The organism is Prosthecobacter sp. (genome assembly GCF_046154365.1).
Lineage (GTDB): Bacteria > Verrucomicrobiota > Verrucomicrobiia > Verrucomicrobiales > Verrucomicrobiaceae > Prosthecobacter.
Genome location: NZ_JBJXFV010000099.1, coordinates 62045 through 77385, shown reverse-complemented (window position 1 = coordinate 77385; position 15341 = coordinate 62045). Strand labels below are relative to the sequence as shown.

17 protein-coding genes are annotated in these 15341 nt (G+C 59.6%); 3 read left to right on the top strand and 14 right to left on the bottom strand.

What is annotated here, in order from left to right:
- Positions 1 to 101 precede the first annotated feature (101 nt).
- The 6 genes from ACKVY0_RS12890 to ACKVY0_RS12865 all read right to left on the bottom strand — a co-directional run bounded on the left by ACKVY0_RS12890 (position 102) and on the right by ACKVY0_RS12865 (position 3487).
- Positions 102 to 527, bottom strand: a complete 426-nt coding sequence (locus tag ACKVY0_RS12890) for a type II toxin-antitoxin system VapC family toxin (RefSeq protein ID WP_409215232.1) — start codon at positions 525 to 527, stop codon at positions 102 to 104.
- Between the two features lie 4 nt (positions 528 to 531).
- Positions 532 to 777: a hypothetical protein gene (locus tag ACKVY0_RS12885; RefSeq protein WP_409215231.1), complete on the bottom strand. Its 246-nt coding sequence runs from the start codon at positions 775 to 777 to the stop codon at positions 532 to 534.
- Between the two features lie 52 nt (positions 778 to 829).
- The gene (locus ACKVY0_RS12880; protein WP_409215230.1) at positions 830 to 1807 is read right to left on the bottom strand and encodes an alpha/beta hydrolase family protein; all 978 of its coding nucleotides are present in this window, start codon (positions 1805 to 1807) and stop codon (positions 830 to 832) included.
- Positions 1808 to 1895: 88 nt separating this feature from the next.
- Entirely contained in the window at positions 1896 to 2363 is a 468-nt protein-coding gene (locus ACKVY0_RS12875; protein ID WP_409215229.1) for a DUF3368 domain-containing protein, read from the bottom strand.
- Between the two features lie 2 nt (positions 2364 to 2365).
- A complete protein-coding gene (locus ACKVY0_RS12870; protein ID WP_409215228.1) occupies positions 2366 to 2620 on the bottom strand; it encodes a UPF0175 family protein in 255 nt (84 codons plus the stop codon).
- A 96-nt stretch (positions 2621 to 2716) separates the two neighbouring features.
- Positions 2717 to 3487, bottom strand: a complete 771-nt coding sequence (locus ACKVY0_RS12865; RefSeq protein ID WP_409215227.1) for a DUF2334 domain-containing protein — start codon at positions 3485 to 3487, stop codon at positions 2717 to 2719.
- A 90-nt stretch (positions 3488 to 3577) separates the two neighbouring features.
- Here ACKVY0_RS12865 and ACKVY0_RS12860 point away from each other — a divergent pair, with 90 nt between their 5' ends.
- The gene (locus ACKVY0_RS12860; protein ID WP_409215226.1) at positions 3578 to 4612 is read left to right on the top strand and encodes an alpha/beta hydrolase; all 1035 of its coding nucleotides are present in this window, start codon (positions 3578 to 3580) and stop codon (positions 4610 to 4612) included.
- A 64-nt stretch (positions 4613 to 4676) separates the two neighbouring features.
- Here ACKVY0_RS12860 and ACKVY0_RS12855 read toward each other — a convergent pair whose 3' ends face one another.
- The 5 genes from ACKVY0_RS12855 to ACKVY0_RS12835 form a co-directional block, all read right to left on the bottom strand.
- Positions 4677 to 6872, bottom strand: a complete 2196-nt coding sequence (locus ACKVY0_RS12855) for an RICIN domain-containing protein (RefSeq protein WP_409215225.1) — start codon at positions 6870 to 6872, stop codon at positions 4677 to 4679.
- 133 nt (positions 6873 to 7005) lie between these two features.
- Positions 7006 to 7281, bottom strand: coding sequence for a hypothetical protein (locus ACKVY0_RS12850; RefSeq protein ID WP_409215224.1), 276 nt, complete (start codon positions 7279 to 7281; stop codon positions 7006 to 7008).
- Positions 7278 to 7715 carry a YybH family protein gene (locus ACKVY0_RS12845; RefSeq protein ID WP_409215223.1) on the bottom strand — a complete coding sequence of 146 codons (438 nt, stop codon included), beginning with the start codon at positions 7713 to 7715 and terminating at the stop codon, positions 7278 to 7280. The genes ACKVY0_RS12850 and ACKVY0_RS12845 overlap by 4 nt, the downstream gene beginning before the upstream one ends.
- Positions 7716 to 7776: 61 nt before the next feature.
- Positions 7777 to 9087, bottom strand: coding sequence for an exo-alpha-sialidase (locus tag ACKVY0_RS12840; protein WP_409215222.1), 1311 nt, complete (start codon positions 9085 to 9087; stop codon positions 7777 to 7779).
- Between the two features lie 12 nt (positions 9088 to 9099).
- Positions 9100 to 10020, bottom strand: coding sequence for a dihydrodipicolinate synthase family protein (locus ACKVY0_RS12835; RefSeq protein ID WP_409215221.1), 921 nt, complete (start codon positions 10018 to 10020; stop codon positions 9100 to 9102).
- 88 nt (positions 10021 to 10108) lie between these two features.
- On the opposite strand from ACKVY0_RS12835, the gene ACKVY0_RS12830 reads away from it, so the two are divergent.
- Both ACKVY0_RS12830 and ACKVY0_RS12825 read left to right on the top strand, forming a co-directional pair.
- Positions 10109 to 10966 (top strand): AraC family transcriptional regulator, encoded by an 858-nt coding sequence (locus ACKVY0_RS12830; RefSeq protein WP_409215220.1) that lies wholly within the window; start codon positions 10109 to 10111, stop codon positions 10964 to 10966.
- A gap of 85 nt (positions 10967 to 11051) precedes the next feature.
- Positions 11052 to 11204, top strand: a complete 153-nt coding sequence (locus ACKVY0_RS12825) for a hypothetical protein (protein WP_409215219.1) — start codon at positions 11052 to 11054, stop codon at positions 11202 to 11204.
- A gap of 361 nt (positions 11205 to 11565) precedes the next feature.
- On the opposite strand, the gene ACKVY0_RS12820 is transcribed toward ACKVY0_RS12825, so the two are convergent.
- From ACKVY0_RS12820 to ACKVY0_RS12810, 3 genes are read right to left on the bottom strand one after another with little or no spacing between them, the layout of a single operon-like run.
- Complete coding sequence (locus ACKVY0_RS12820; protein ID WP_409215218.1) at positions 11566 to 12267, bottom strand: hypothetical protein; 702 nt, start codon at positions 12265 to 12267, stop codon at positions 11566 to 11568.
- A 17-nt stretch (positions 12268 to 12284) separates the two neighbouring features.
- Entirely contained in the window at positions 12285 to 13610 is a 1326-nt protein-coding gene (locus ACKVY0_RS12815; protein WP_409215217.1) for a FecR domain-containing protein, read from the bottom strand.
- A 32-nt stretch (positions 13611 to 13642) separates the two neighbouring features.
- Complete coding sequence (locus ACKVY0_RS12810) at positions 13643 to 14947, bottom strand: FecR domain-containing protein (RefSeq protein ID WP_409215216.1); 1305 nt, start codon at positions 14945 to 14947, stop codon at positions 13643 to 13645.
- Positions 14948 to 15341: the final 394 nt, after the last annotated feature.

Below are 15341 nucleotides of genomic sequence, written 5' to 3'. Positions count from 1 at the left end.
GGGTCAATAATGAAGGGTTCGAGCAAGGCCCATTCGGCATCACTCACATCGCTGGGATAGTGGCGTTCCATCCATCAGCCTTCGCACCGTTATGGTGGCTCTCAAGTTTTAACGGACAGGCTCTCAGGCGGGAACTCGCAGGGCACGATCTGTTTGCCGTGGCGGCGATAGGTGGAGAAGTCCGCCCGGTCAACGGTCCAGACTTTGCAGCGCTGGCAGAGTTCCGACATTCGCACTAGGCAGGCATCGGCCAAGTCCATGGGGCGGTCTTCATACTTCAACGAGAGGGCCAAAACGGCAGGCAGTTCGTCCGCGAGCACGAACTCGGGATCGATGATCAGATCGCCCCGGTCCACCAGACGCAGAACCAGCGATGGGGTGGAGAAGAAACTGCCCGCCTCGGCGAGCACAGCATCACAGACATGAAAAGGTGCGTGCCGACGGAACTCAGCAACTGCCCATTGATGATACGGATCATTGCGTGTCAGCAGTGCCACGATCAGCCCAGTGTCAGCAATGCGCTTCATGAGGCTAACGACGTTTGCGCTGCATCATCGTGCGCACGGTGGCATTGGTGGCAGCTTTGCCATTCCCTTCATGGATGCCGATAAGGTCTTCCGAGGCGAATTTGCTTTTCGGTGCGGGAGCCGCACGAGCGACATCACGCTCAATCAAGCGGCGCACATATGCCGTGCGGCGAAGTCCCAGTCGAGCGGCGCAGGCTTCCGCTTTACCTAGCAAGGTCTCCGGCACGCGAATGGTGAGTGTCTGATTCATGGGGACATTTTGAGTCATGGTGCCCAAATCGTCAAACCGCTTCAAGTGCGGCCTACTTCCGCTGCCACTTGTCGTCTTTCTCCATCACCGAGTGTGGGCCTTCGCCATTCAGCCAGGCTTTGGCCTCGGCATCGCCTTTCAGGAAAGCATCCCAAAACGCGGTGCTGAGCGCGAGGATGACGCGATGATGGTTCGGGTTTCGCTGATTGCCTTCGCCGGGGAGGGAACGTTCGCCGAAGGCACCGTGCTCGGCGGAGTGGAGGACGAGTTCGTATTTATCGCCGGGTGGCAGTGCGGGATAGACGCCGAGACGCGAATCGAGATCGCCACCGATGGTCATCGCACCGATGCGGGCCACATCCTTCGTGCCGGTCATGAGCAGCCACGGCATCGTCACGCTGCCAAACGCACGCTCCGTGTTGCCTGCGGCGGGCACGCTGGGACTCATCATCACGGCGGCTTTGATACGCGGATCAGTGAGGCTGCTGCCGATGGGCATGGTTTGCCCGCTGACGGCCTGCGTCGTCACCGCGCCGAACGAATGCCCGGACATGCCCACGCGCGCGAGATCGAGTTTGCCGCGCAAGGAATGCGCCTCGTCCGCATTCCAGCGCGTGAGTTGGTCGAGCACCGCTGGGATGTCCGCGGCACGCAGGATGAAGTTTTGCACGTTGGCCGCCTGCTTCATCGCCATCGGGATGCGGGCCGGCCCCTGGCCTTTCCACACCGATTCATCACTGCCCGGATGCTGCACAAAGACGACTGCGTAGCCGCGTGCGGACCAGTGTTTGCCGAGATAGGGGTTGTTTTGGCATGAACCACCGAGTCCATGGCTGAAAAGCACCACCGGCGCGGCTTGGGTCGTCGCGGGCAGATACACGCGGATCGGCAAAGCGCGGTCGCGTTTCGCATCCTGCACGGTGAGGTCGAGCGGAGTCGTCAAAACGGCTTCAGGCAACTTCAGCGGGTCATACGCAAAAACCGCCGTGACGGCGAAACAGGTGAGAAAAGAGAGCAAGAGTGACTTCATGGCAGCAGCGAGAGCTTCAACTCATCGCATCGCTTTTAGTCGCTTCAATTCGTCTCGCGGCTTCGAGTGACACACGAGCTAAGTCCGTTCACCGGAGCATTTCCAAAAGCTTATCGGCAACCCACCAGCCCTGGTTGCGCATTTCCTGCGCCAGCTCCACGGCATCGGGCAAAAGGCCGATGTTCTTCGCACGGAGCAACACGCCGATCAGTCCTGTAACTTTAAGTCCCAAGTGCATCGCGGCAGCCCTGCCGATGGATTCATCCATCAGTAAAGCATCGGCATCGATTTCTTGCGCGAGCACGATGGCTTCGCGCTCACCGGGATCCAGCAGCTCGCTCATGGCATCCACCATCGCACGATTGCCCACAGGCTTGCGCACGATCCAGCCGCACTGCGTCACCAAATCCGCCCCTGGACGCTGCGCACCCGCAACTACCAATTCATTCCAGACTGCGTCGGGCATGATGATCGTGCCATACAGCTCACGCAGCAATTCGAGTCTGCCCACTCGCATCAAAGCGATCAAGGGTGATGAATCGGCGACGATGATCATGCTCACTTCGACATGACGGCCAGCATCGCCTCATCAGCCAGTGCTTGTTCTGCATCGCCAAAAACCGAGATCTCCCGTGCGCCGAGCACCGGGACGAAGTCCCACTTCGCCAGGCCTGCGAGTTGAGCTGCTTTTCCGAGAGAAAGCCGCTTTTGCTCAAAAAGATGCACTGCAAGTTCGAGCCGCAGTTCCTCCAAGGTCATGCGGGCGCTGCTAAGTAGATCGGCAGGCAGTTCTAGATTCACTGAAGCATTCATGAGGTTAAAATGCTGTCGCTGCTCATAAACGCAACCGCCGACTTCCATTGGGAATCGAGACACTCCGCCAAAAGGCAGCGACATGCTCTTCGTGCATCAATTCGCTTTCGGACTTCGAGTGCCACTCGAAGCTACGGCCAGATACTCGCTCGGCGTCATGAAGACGACGTTCTTCGACTTCAGGAAGTCGATGATCTTCGTGAAGCCGGTCCAGCGTTCGTCAGTCCACTGCTCGGGATGGCCTTGGAGCACGAGCACGTCTTTTTGCGCGGCGTGCTTCTCGTAGAAGGCGATGAATTTGTCCGCGTCGGGCACGAAAGTCGGATTTTCGAGCGCCATGACGCGTGGGATGCTCAGGCGCGTGAAGAATTTCGGCTTCGCGGGGCCGTAGAGCCAGATTTTGACCTCGGGCACGCCTTCCATCGCTTCATCGGTCGCATCCGTGGTGCCGCTCCAGTGCGGGCCGAAGGCTGGGAGATCGAAGCCGAGCTTCTCCTTCGCGAGCTTCTCACCCTTGGCCAAAATCGCGCGTTGTTCGGCTGCGGTGCCGTTTTCGAACTCACCGGTGTCGCTCGCACCGCGCATCTTGTAGCCGTGCATCCAGAGTTCGATGCGTCCGGCCGACTGCACGTCCTTCAACCACTGGAAATACATCGCGTTGTCCTTCTCCAGCGATTCGGTGATGACACCGAAGGAGCCTTTGATGCCCTGCGCGATGAGATAATCATGCACCTTCTGCCACCGATCCGATACCGGCTTCGTGCCGACGCGTCGCGCGATAACGTCATCGAGTTTCAGGAGGATGATTTGCTCGGCGTGAGCAGCAGCGGTGAAAGCGAATAGACAGGCGAGGATAAATCGGTGCATGCTGGCATTGCACGGACTTCGCGATGCGTGTCAACAAGCGTGGCCGAAATAGAAGGCTGGCCGATGCGTTTCTTCTGCTGCCCATCCCACATGAAACCACTTCTCCTCACCGTCATCAGCTTCGTCTGTCTCACGCCGCTTCACGCTGCCGAAACCTACACCGAGAATCCAGGCAAGGAGGGCGATGGGGCGTTCAACATTGGGCCGGAATATCAGATCGACCCGGATTTGACCGACAAAGGCAACGCCAAGGGCAAGACGTTCACGTTTTCGATGAAGCTGGCCGACAGCAAGGTCTTCGACGGCAAGGACAAGACGCTGGAGCCGGACAAGAAGAAGGTGAACACAGAGCGGAAGGTCACGGTGTATGTGCCCGCAGCTTACCAGGACGGCGCGAAGGCTCCGCTGCTCGTCATTCACGATGGACCGGGCCAGTTGAAGCTCATCAGCAACGCGCTCGACAATCTCACGATCTCAAAGGACGCGAAGCGCAAACTGCCCGCCTTTGTCTGCATCGCTGTGCAGAATGGCGGCAACGATGGCAAGAACAGTGAGCGTGGCCTAGAGTATGACACGATGTCGGATCGCCTTGCGCGATTCATTCATGACGAGGTGCTGCCTGCCGTGCTCGCGAATGCCGAGATCCGCGCTGCGTATCCGAAGTTCGCGCTCACGGAGAACCCGTGGGGCCGTGCGGTGATGGGTTGCAGCTCCGGCGGGGCTGCGGCGCTGACGATGGGCTGGTTCCGGCCCGATTGGTTCCGCCGCATCATCGCCTACTCCGGCACCTTCGTGGACCAGCAGGACGACGACGCGCCCGAGGAGTCCAAGTTTCCGCTCGGCGCTTGGGAGTATCACTCCGGTATGAAATTGATCGAAACGAGCGAGCTGAAGCCGCTGCGCATCTTCACCCACGTCTCCGAAAACGATAACCGCGCCAACGATCCCGAAGAAACCTACCACAACTGGGTCATGGCCGGCATGCGCACGAACATCGCGCTTGATCAAAAAGGCTACCACCACCGCTATGTCTTCAGCAAAGCCACCGGCCACTGTGACAAACGCGTCTTTGAGCAATCTCTGGCTGACACGCTTGAGTGGCTCTGGCGCGGGTGGGAGGGGTGAGCTTGGCAGATTCGATTGTGAATCGAATCACTCTCCCCCCATAGGCTTCGAACGCCAATCGAAGCTACAGTTTATTCGGCACCACCTTCGTCGTTGGACTCCACGCACCCATCGCGTGCTGCATGATCTTGCGTTGCCAGATCTTGTTGCCGCAGAAGGCGTAGAGCGTGTCCTTGTCTTTCCCGCCGATGGCCACGGCGGTGACGCGGCTGCGATCTGGCACGGGCAGGATGACCTGCGTGGGGCCGTCGTCGGCGCTGATCTGCACTCCGCTCTTGGTGGCGATGAACTGGCGGCCTTCGAGCGAGTAGCAGACGCATTCTGGGCCTGCATCGTCCTCCCAATCGGCGACGTGGAGGTGGAAGAAGCGCTCCTTGTTCGTGAGCGTGCCGTCTTCGTTGATCTGGTAGCTGTAAACCCACTTGGAGTGCCCTTCGGCGACGGAGAGCAGCCATTGATCGGGTCGGAAGGCCATGCCGGTGGCGAACTTGATGCCGGTATCGACCTGCTTCTTCTGCCCGTCCTTGATGAGCCACACGCTGCCGCCGTTGTTCGGCTTCTTATCATCGTTGTCGGTGACGTAGAGGTTGCCATTGGGCATCGCGAGAATGGAATGGCCTGTCAGACCATCGAGCACCACGCTGCCTTTGCCGTTGGCGTCGTAGCTCATGATCTTGCCCGACTTCTCGGAGACGGTGTAAACTTTGCCATCTGCACCGACGCTGACGCAATGGGCGTTGCCGGTGTCCGCAGCGAACTCCTTCACGTTGCCATCGAGATCAATGCGGTGAATTTTATTGTTTGAGGTGTCAGCGAAGAACACCTCGCCTGCGGCATTCGTCGAAGGGCCACGAGTGCTCTTGAAGCCCTCGGCGGCGAGTTTCCAATCCTCGCCGGGAATGATGATTTCCTGCGCACGCGGGGCGCTGGGACCGGCTTTCACGCGTTCCGGCCAGCCCTTCCAGAGGAAGGCCATCGCCTCCTGCCAGTTCTCGCCATAACCCGCGACATGGCGACCGTCGATGATGCGGAACTGGTAATCGTAGCCGGAGAACTTCATCGCCTTGTCCATTTCCTGATCCAGCAGATACCAATCACCTGCCGCGTTCTCCATGTCGTGTGTGGCCGTGGTGAAATAAGCGCGGATCGGCTTCGCCTCGAATTTGCGCACCATCGTGGGAAACTCATGCCCGCCGCGAAACGCCACCCAGCTTCCGCTCGCGGCATAGACGCGACTGAAGGCCTCGGGCCGATGCCATGCGGCGGTGAAGGCCGCGATGCCGCCGCTGCTGCCGCCAGAGATGCAGCGATCATTGCCGTCGGCGCTGAGATTGAGTTGATGCTCCTTCACGATGAACGGCAGCAGTTCCTCATCGAAGAAGCGCACGTTGTTGTCCGTGATGCCGTCGTATTCAAAGCAGCGGTTGCGGCGGTCGGTGGCACCTTTCATCGGCGCAGGTAGCGTACCGGGCTTCACGAAGACGCCAACCGTCACCGGGATTTCTTTCGTGGCGATCATCGTCTCCAGCAGTGCTTTCTCGCGTGGATTGTAGCCGTCGGTCTTCACATACACGCACGCAGGCTTGCTGGCGTCGTATTGCGCCGGGATGAAGACGGTCACATCGCGCACGGTGCCGGGGAAGACCTTGCTCTGCGTGAAGCTGAACTGTTTGATCGTGCCTTCCTTGATGTCCTCCGGCTTGATCGCCGGCGCTTCGTAGGTCGGCTGCGTTTCTTCGGTTTGCGTGGCCACACCGCTGCCTGCGAGGGGTTTGATGAACCACTGCAAGTGCTGATCCTTCCCGGAGTTTTGCCACAGATCGATCTTCGATCCTGGCTCTGCTTTGCCTCCATTGTCATCGATGCCTTTGTCCGGCGCATGCTTCGGCGAGATCGTGTAGCTGCCGTTGTCCTGCTTCTTCATCGACCACAGTTGCCACGGCTGCCCGTTGTCTTTTTCCATCACGAGCGACGTGCCATTCTTCGTGCCGCCTTCAGCCACCGTGAGTGCGAGCGTCGGACTCGATGATGGCATGATCCAAAACGTCTCGTCGCCCTTCGGCTGAATGATCCACTTCTGATTCGCCGCGCCCATCGGCTTGCCAATCGTCACCGGCGCACCCTCGGGTGCCTCCAAGACCATCGCAGGCGCGCTCACAGGAATGATCGAGTAGTAGCCCCAGTCATCAGCGGATGCATGTGTGGTGAAGCCGATGAACGCTGCGAGGAATGAGCGACGAAGTGAGGAGTTTAAGTGCATGAATGAAATGGTGGTGAGGGGTGTCGTGTGACCGGAGTTGATTTGAGCCATCAGCAGAGCCGGTCGGTGATAACTGAGCGATCAAGAGAGGGCCGGTGGCAAAAGATACAACTCTGCGCTGGTGCCGATTCCATCATGGCGTCCACAGCGTGCCTTCGATGGCGCGGTCGTCTTGTTCGGGGCCGTTGTAATAGTAGATCGTCATCACCTTGCCGTGATTCGCCGGCCAGTCGCCGTGGCGACCGGCCTCCTTGTAAACGATGACGTTTTCCTGCGTGGCAGGCTTCAGCGTCGGCGCGGTAGCGGGTCGCGCGGCGGGATCGCCCGTGTCGAGACGTGCGGTGTCTTGAGCGACGGCGAACGAGGCCGCAGTGAACAGCGACAGCGAAAGTGGAAAAATGGGCTTCACGATTTGCGAGGATAAGGCCCCAGATGCTCGTGAGCGATGAGCCAGCGACCATCGACCCTACGCAAAATGGATGTGCCACGGCCACCCCCGGAGGCTTCCTGGCCTTCAATCATGCCTTTCCACCTGAACTCGTAGCGGCAGGAGGCCATGCTCTCCGTGACCGCTGTCCAAGAGATATTGTGAAGGCTGAACACTTCGTTTTGGATCAGCTTAAAGGTCTTTTCAAAAGACGCCTTGGCCGCCGCTTTGCCGACAAACGTGTCCTCCGTAAAAATGAACACGACATCTTCTGTGACATACGGGGCGATCTGATCCCACGAGTGCGTGTTGAGCTTTTCGACGTAGCTGTCCAGGGTGGTTGCGTGGTTCATGGTGGTTTCAGCCGCTGACAGCGGGAGGAGAAGGGCGAGGAGAGCGCAGGCGATGGGTTTCATGACGTAGCTTCGATTGGCAATCGAAGGGTTGGGGAGGTTCGGCTTCGAGTGCCACTCGAAGCTACTGCGGCCACTGGCCGTCCACCATAGGCTTCGTCGTCAGCTTCGCGGGATCGATGACGACGTGCTTCACCTTCTGGCGCTTCCAAGTGTAGGTGATGTGGACGAGGCCGTCCTTCGTCTGGATGATCGCGGGATAGCTGAACTCGCGCTTCGGCTCGTCTTCAAAGACTAGCGCGGCTTCCCAAGTATTGCCGTCTTTGCTCACGGCGAGGTTCAACGGGCTGCGGCCTTTGGCGGTGTGGTTGTAGATGAGCAGATGACGGCCGTCGGCGAGCGTGACGGCGTCGGTGCCGGAGTTCGGATTCGGCAGTTGAGTGAGTGAAATCTCGCCCCAGTTCCTGCCAACGTCTTCGGAGGTGATTTGGAAGACTTTTCCCTGCTTCGTGCGGCCCACGGCCTCGAGTTTGTCGGCACTGAGGAAAAGAATGCTCGGCTGGATGGCGCCGATCTTCAAACCGTCGTGCAGCAGTTCGGTGCGCGTCCATGTTTTGCCGAGATCAACGGTGCGTTCGAAGTAGATGGCCCAGGCGCTGGGCTTGGTGTCGGTCTCGTTGCTCGTGGGGCAGAGGATGTCTCCATTCGCGAATTGCACGGGCTTGTTCTTGATCGGGCCGAAGATGCCTTTGGGCAGCTTTTGAGCCGCAGACCAGGTCTTGCCGCCATCGGTGCTCGTTTTGAGCTCACCCCACCACGTGCTCGGCGAAGGACCGACTTTGTAGAAGAGCATCAGTGGTGCGTCCTTCGGCTGAAACAGCACCGGGTTCCATGTCGGATGCCGAGAGCCGTCTGGTTGCACACCATTGGCCGTCTCGACGCTCTCGGTCCACTTGCCATCGGGAAGCTGACGCGAAACCCAGATGCACACGTCGGGATTCTTTTCCGCTGTGCCGCCAAACCATGCGGTGACAAGACCCGTGGGCGTCTCGACAATGGTGGTGGCGTGGATCTGTGGGTAAGGGCCGGTGTCGTAGATGTACTCGCTGGTCAGAATGGCGGGATCGGCGGCGATCCATTGCCAGGAGGTGAGTTCGTGGCTGCCATCGAGCTTGCGCCAGACGACGGCATCGGCTTTGCGACCATCGGATGTGGTCAGTTTGAGCTTGAAGTTGATGCCCGCGACAACCTGCTGCTCGGCGGCGGTGACGTATTGCAGTGTGAGTTTTGCGTCGTGGGCTTTGACCGCGAATTGAGCTGCCTTGAGCACCTCAGCATCGGCGGTGGCTGCCTGGCTGAAGCCACCTGCAATCTGCGCTTGGAGGATTGGGATGCTGGTGAACAAAAGGATGATGAGGAGAAAAGAGAGCTTCATGTTGGAGCGGGTTCAGGAGATCAAACCGAGGTTCACGAGTCTTTCACGAATGATTTGGCGTTCTGCATCGCGGAAGCGATGAAACGGTTCGGCCATGTGGTCTTCACAGATGCCGAGGAGGCTGAGGGCGCACTTGATGCCTTTGATGATGGCGCTCTTGTGCTTACCGACGGTGTAGATGGCTCCAGCGAGCTGCATGACCTGTGCGTGAAGCTCACGCGTGCGTTGCAGGTTCTGCGCGGCGGCGGCCTGATACATCTCGACGTAGAGTTTCGGATGCAAATTGGCACCGCCATTGATGCCGCCGTGGCCGCCGAGCAACACGGCCTCGGCGGTGAGTTCCTCGGGGCCAACGAGCACGCTCCAGTCGGCGCGTTGCTTCGCGACTTCGATCAGACGATGGAAGTAGATCATATCGCACGAGCTGTCCTTGACGCCGCAGATGCCGGGCATGTCGAGCGCACGACGCACGAGGTCGATCTCGAAACTCACCTTTGTGAGGCCGGGCATGTTGTAGAGAAACATCGGCAGCGGCATCTCGGTGACGAGATCCTGGATGTATTCCTGCAACTCCGGCGGTGCGGCGGGGAAGTAATAGGGTGGTGCGGTGACCACATGCGTCGCTCCAGCATCAGCAGAGTGTTTGGCGAGGTTCACACTCTCCGTGAACGATGTGTCCGTGATGCCGACGAGCACCGGCACACGGTTTTTCGTGAGCTGGCAGGTCTTTTCGATCAATTCGCGCCGCAGCCGATAGCTGAGGCTCGGACCCTCACCCGTGGTGCCGAGGATAAAGAGGCCGGACACGCCGCCGCTGATGAGATGCTCGATCAAGCGCTCCAAACCGGCGATGTCGAGCGTGTCACGATCACGCAAAGGAGTGACGAGCGGTGGGATGATGCCGGAGAGAGGTTGGGACATGGCATGAACCAACGAAGGCCCCCGACATACGCAAACCAGCCGTTCTGATCATCCTTGGCACTCGCTTGACGATTCTTGACGGCCCTGACATGCTCCAGCCATGCCCGCCACCGATCAGGCCGACTACTTTTCCACGCAAGTCGTGCGCACACGCCGCTTTTTCCTGCCTGATTGGGAGGAGCGTCAGCACGATGCGGCGACGCTCTGCCTCGTTGGCGGCGGCTGCGAGTGGTGCGCGCCGGATTTCGTCGTGGACCGGCAACATTTTCCTTACCTTGCATTCGAGTTTGTCTCCCGCGGTCAAGGCAGTGTCACGCTGGCAGATCAGAAGCATGAGATCGAAGCCGGGCATGCCTTTGTGTTCGATTCCAGCACGCCGCAGGTCATTCGTAGCTCGGCGGAGGAGCCGATGGTGAAGTATTTCTTCAACTTCACCGGCGAACGAGCCGCGCGATTGATGAGAGATCTTGACCTCTCTCCCGGCAGTGTTTTGCGCGTGATGGATGCATCGCGTGTGATCACGCTGTTGGAGGAAGTGATCGATCATGCGCTCCGTGGCGGGCGATATGGCCTGCGGGCGGCCTGCGCGGCGTTGGAGCATGCCTTGGTGCTCTGTGCGGACAGTCGCCAGCCAGCGACGACGAAAATCGACCCCGCGTATGCGACGTATCTGCGCTGCCGCGGTCATTTGCTGCGCAATTACCCGGTTTTGAGCAGCATCGAGCAGGCGGCAAAGACCTGCCACGTCTCGGCGGCGTATTTCACGCGCCTGTTTCAGCGCTACGACACCGAAACGCCCCTCGCCTGCCTCACGCGGCTGAAACTGTCCCAGGCAGCGATCAAACTGCGCCAACCGGATGCTTTGGTGAAAAACGTGGCCACCGAACTCGGCTACAAGTCCGCCGCGCATTTTTCCCGCGCTTTCAAGGCCTGGAGCGGAAGATCGCCTCGCGGTTGAAATAGGGACGCCGCTTCAGCTATCGTCGCTGGCCGCCAATCGGATCAATCCACCGAAGTCCCGCGACCCGGCCCGCCTCCAGGCCATGCTCTTTGGGCCGCATGCTGCGCGCAAGCTCACGGCGGCTATTGAGGGCTATGTCATCAAGCGCTTGCCGGAGTTGCTTGCCGATGAGCGGACCGATCATCGGCAGCCCTGCATTCTTGGCACGCCAGACCTCTCCTTTGAAGTGCCATGATTGCGTCGATGACAGTTGGTAATTTTCAAGCCAACGGTGTCGCCTTTTTTGTCACAATCGACGAAGAAGCGCGTGCCTTTAACTGCGAGTAAGGCGGCGGATGATTTGAGACGGAACTCTCCGGTTTTACGCTTTTGTAGGTCGGGTGATGGCGGTGGGCGCGGCAGGCTGGGTCGTCTGCCCGGTGCTGACGGCTGGCGCGGCTTCGACCAGGTCCACCTTGCCCTTGGTGGCAAACGGCAGTGCCTAGGAGACCTGGGCCGCGTTCTGGGCAGGCAGCCAGGAGGTGAATGAGACGACTGCCAGCCATGGAATGATGGGATGCCAGGCGGTTTTCATGCGCGAAAGAAGGTTGAGAGGATCACTTGCCCCAGTGCAGCTTCAGCAGCTTGGTTATATCGCTGCTCTGCGCATTGGGAGGGACATGGCGATAGCAGAAGGAGATGAGCTTCACGTCAAGAGAGGAGAGCTGGATGTCGAAGGCCTGATTGGTGCCGAAGGTGGAATCGGCGAACTGAGGGCTGTTTTTCATGAAGCCGAAGCTGGCAAGAAGGTCATGAAAGAGCACATGCTGCCGGTATTCTTCCGTGAGGTCGGGCGCGTCCTTCACAAAAACGAACGCCTCTTTCAGGCTCTGGTCCTTGTTTTGCCAGTAGTGGCAGGCGTTCTTTCCCATCATGGTGAGTTTCCGCCGCCGCACGACCTCCAGCTTCAAGAAGTCGCGCCCCGAGCCTATGAACACATGCACGACGCCGTCTCCCGTGGTCGTGAGGCCGGTGGCCTGGCTGATGCTGGCAAAGCTCGTCTCAACGAAGGCTTTTAGAGTCGGAGACTCACTGGTGATCTCCAATCGCGGGAGCGCCAGCCAGCGAGTGGTCTTGGCCTGGCGACCGCAGAGGACGATGTTCCGCACAAATTTGTCCACCTGCGGTGTGGGCAGGCTGTGGTCTGCGTTTGGTGCGATGGCGGGGGAGGGTGGCGTGTCAGCCGGCCTTTTTCCGATGTCCTGAGCCTGGACGAGCGCTGTGTGGAGAACGAATGCGGTGAGGAGTGTCGTTTTCATAAAGGGTCAAATCATGCTCAGTTCGGGGTGGTGAGGAGGGTGAAGTCCGCCATCTCAAGGGCCAGGGTCACGGCGGCGTTGCTGCCACTCTTGAAGCTGGCAGTGAGGGAAAGGTGCGAGCAGGGAAACTCCAGCGCGGCCCGCATGTCACGCGGCAGCAGCACGTCCATCCACTCCCCGTCGTGGGCGAGTCCTGACCATGCCTTCGGTCCGGCCCATCCGTTCATACCAGCGAAGACTGCCGCCGAGAGGTTTTTGCTGCGGGCACGAAAACTGATCGCGACGACCCTGCCTGCGGCGCTTTTGGGCATGGGGCGTGGATTGACGCGGTTGAGACGGCTGTAGCTTAGGTCGCTGTAGTTTGTGCCGCTTTGCCCGCCGTAGTCGAAGTAGCACTGATAAACATCTCCGGGCTGCCGTGCCGTCCACACATAGCTCAGAACTCCGTCTGCGGACAGACGCGGTGAAACGGGCACACTGTTGCGCCCGGCTTTCAGAACACGCCAGTCGAGATAGGGGCCCGCACCGGGGTCCAGGTTGGTGCCGTAATTCACACGATCAGCGCCTTCCCCTCCTACCACGGAGAGTTTACCGCCCTGAAAGAGAAGAATCTGCAGCTTTCTCGTGTTCGGCACCGGGCTCTTGATGGCGATGGGGATGGGCGTGCGCACCAAGTCAGCGGCAGCGTATTCGGGCGCATAGCCTTTCTCCTCATCCGTCATTGCCCGCATCTCACTGAGGATGCCGGGGCTGGCGATCACGGCGTTGCCGGCTTCCAAGGTCACGCTCTTGCCGCTGGTGGGTTCTGTCACGGTTACGCTGCCTTCATGCACGCCGATGGTGTCGGTGCCGTCGGCGCTCACGGTGAAAAACTTCGTGCCCTTCACCGCCAGCAATGAGGCGGGTGTTTTCAGGCGGAACTCGCCGTTGCCACGTTGTTTGAGTTCATCGCTGTGGATGTTCAACAAGATTTTGCCCTTGAGCAGTTCCAGGCTGTGATTTTTCTCCGTGGCCTCAGGCACCTGCACCACCGAGTCTGCGCCCATGCGTGCAGTTCCAGTGGTGCCGAGCAGCAAAGATGATGCGCCATCGGCCCCGGTGATGATTTTGCCGCCTGCAAGCGCCAGCGTGGCAGTGCCTGTGGCCGCGAGGGTGGTTTCCGTCGTGGTGTTGGACGAAGAAACGACAGGAGGGCCGGTTTCACCTTTGCCGAGTGAGGAAACGGCGCCTTTGCCGGCAAAGGGCAGCACCTGGGAGATATGCACCACGGTTTGTGCATCACCTGAGGTGGTTGAGGCCAAGAGGATGATCCAAGTGAGGGTGAGAATGAGGGTGGGTTTCATCAATGCAGGTGAAGCGGGTTCATCGAGACGTTTCAATCAGCCGTCAGGATCGAGACGCCGGTGATTTCGATGCCGCCAGGAATGTTATCCACCCGGCGGCCCATGAACATCTGCGTGACCTCGGTCAAGCTAGCGAAGCGCTGCGATTTGCAGTACTCGATGGCCTTCCGTGTTTCAGCCTCGGCATCTTTGTTCGCGGAGAGCTCCAGACGCACCCGGCCCAGTTTTGGCAGGGCGGCGGCGGTTTCCGGTGACAGCAGGAAATGCACCACCGACATGGATTGCAAATAGCCCCCGGTGATCGCACGGCTTCTTCTATCGATACTGCTGATGACAAAAAAACCGGTGAGGGGGACGGTTTGCCGTGCCGCCAGATGTTCCTCTGCCCGGCCTGCAAAACTCAAACTCGCCTGCAATGTACCTGAGGAGGCCAGCGGCAAGGCCCGAACGGCGTCATCCAGCGTGCGCGAGTAAGTTGACACATTGTTGCGTGCCACCCCGCCACCGCCGCCCCTGACGAGCAGCTCGATGGCCACGGGCGTGCCCTGAACCGAGCTGAGATCGAGCAGCAGGTCACGCGTGCCGCCGTTGCAACGATGGATGGTGCCAAAGGGGTGGTTAATGGAAAAATTGGTGTTGGTGTCCGGCGTTTGAAGATCCCAGCGCGACACCAGGGTCTGCTGCCGGGTTGTTAGCGCCCTTGTCATGGCGCTGGTGCGCCGCTCGGCGGGTGTGAGGCGGCGTGTCTGACTGATGCCGCCAGTCGTGATCTCAACAGCAGAACCGCGCTCCAGGACGATGAATTTGTCCGTGTTGGGTTCATAGACATAGATGGAGCCTTCATGCACCCCGGCGCTGTCGGCTTTGCCATCCGTGGAGGCGAAGAACTCGGTGCCCTTCACAGCCAGCAGTGCGGCGGGTGTTTTCAGGCGGAAGGTGCCGTCGCCACGCTTTTTGACCTCGGCGGGATTGATGTTGAGAAACAGAGAGCCTTTCAGCAATTCCAGGCTCTGCTTGCCCATCTGGCTCTGGAAGTCCGGGCGGGTGGAAATGCTTGTTTCAGCAGGGGCCGGTGCGGTTGGAGGCGGCGGCGGGATGGCGAGCAAGACTGGCAGCCGCACCTCGGAGTTCGGGCCGACACGGGCCTGGCCTGAGCCCGGCAGAACAATGGTGGCCTCACTTTCCGGCCCGGTGCGCAGCGTGGCACCGAGACCGGCGAGCAGCGCCGGCACGGATTTGCCGGCCTTGCCCTCCTGCATCTTCACCGGCTGCGCCTTGGCCGCACCAGTGTCCACGGTGACGGTTCCTTTGGCATCGACCACGATGGCGCTGGACACTTCCACCACGCCGGTCGTTCCCCATGGGGGATCAGCGAAGACGCATGGTGTACATGGCATCATCAGCACTGCCATTGACAGGACCGAGCGTAAATGATGAAGCGCTTTCATGGGCGTGTCCTAGGTTTGCTAACTTGGTGGAGCGTCAGGATATGAGTACAGCAAGCAAGTCGCATCAACCCATAATAAAGGCACTTTCCCGACCTTTCACAAAACACCTTCCTTTCGAGCTGTCTCACGCGGTGCCAGGGCGCGTGCGGCTGCTCTAACCCGTAACCATGCAGCGCATCGCTCTTTCCCAGGTCAGCGAAGACACCGGAGGGTGATCCATCGCGGCAGCGTTCTGGACTGCGCCAGTCATCTGGCGCTTTCGCGCGTTCCCAGGCCTGCGCAA

Excerpts from the sequence above, each read along its gene's own strand:
- ACKVY0_RS12825 (WP_409215219.1), top strand. The coding sequence starts at position 11,052 with ATGCTCTTTGGGCCGCATGCTGCGCGCAAGCTCACGGCGGCTATTGAG.
- ACKVY0_RS12845 (WP_409215223.1), bottom strand. The coding sequence starts at position 7,715 with ATGAAACCCATCGCCTGCGCTCTCCTCGCCCTTCTCCTCCCGCTGTCA.
- ACKVY0_RS12860 (WP_409215226.1), top strand. The coding sequence starts at position 3,578 with ATGAAACCACTTCTCCTCACCGTCATCAGCTTCGTCTGTCTCACGCCG.
- ACKVY0_RS12865 (WP_409215227.1), bottom strand. The coding sequence starts at position 3,487 with ATGCACCGATTTATCCTCGCCTGTCTATTCGCTTTCACCGCTGCTGCT.
- ACKVY0_RS12815 (WP_409215217.1), bottom strand. The coding sequence starts at position 13,610 with ATGAAACCCACCCTCATTCTCACCCTCACTTGGATCATCCTCTTGGCC.
- ACKVY0_RS12820 (WP_409215218.1), bottom strand. The coding sequence starts at position 12,267 with ATGAAAACGACACTCCTCACCGCATTCGTTCTCCACACAGCGCTCGTC.
- ACKVY0_RS12885 (WP_409215231.1), bottom strand. The coding sequence starts at position 777 with ATGAATCAGACACTCACCATTCGCGTGCCGGAGACCTTGCTAGGTAAA.
- ACKVY0_RS12840 (WP_409215222.1), bottom strand. The coding sequence starts at position 9,087 with ATGAAGCTCTCTTTTCTCCTCATCATCCTTTTGTTCACCAGCATCCCA.
- ACKVY0_RS12890 (WP_409215232.1), bottom strand. The coding sequence starts at position 527 with ATGAAGCGCATTGCTGACACTGGGCTGATCGTGGCACTGCTGACACGC.
- ACKVY0_RS12830 (WP_409215220.1), top strand. The coding sequence starts at position 10,109 with ATGCCCGCCACCGATCAGGCCGACTACTTTTCCACGCAAGTCGTGCGC.
- ACKVY0_RS12870 (WP_409215228.1), bottom strand. The coding sequence starts at position 2,620 with ATGAATGCTTCAGTGAATCTAGAACTGCCTGCCGATCTACTTAGCAGC.
- ACKVY0_RS12875 (WP_409215229.1), bottom strand. The coding sequence starts at position 2,363 with ATGATCATCGTCGCCGATTCATCACCCTTGATCGCTTTGATGCGAGTG.
- ACKVY0_RS12880 (WP_409215230.1), bottom strand. The coding sequence starts at position 1,807 with ATGAAGTCACTCTTGCTCTCTTTTCTCACCTGTTTCGCCGTCACGGCG.
- ACKVY0_RS12855 (WP_409215225.1), bottom strand. The coding sequence starts at position 6,872 with ATGCACTTAAACTCCTCACTTCGTCGCTCATTCCTCGCAGCGTTCATC.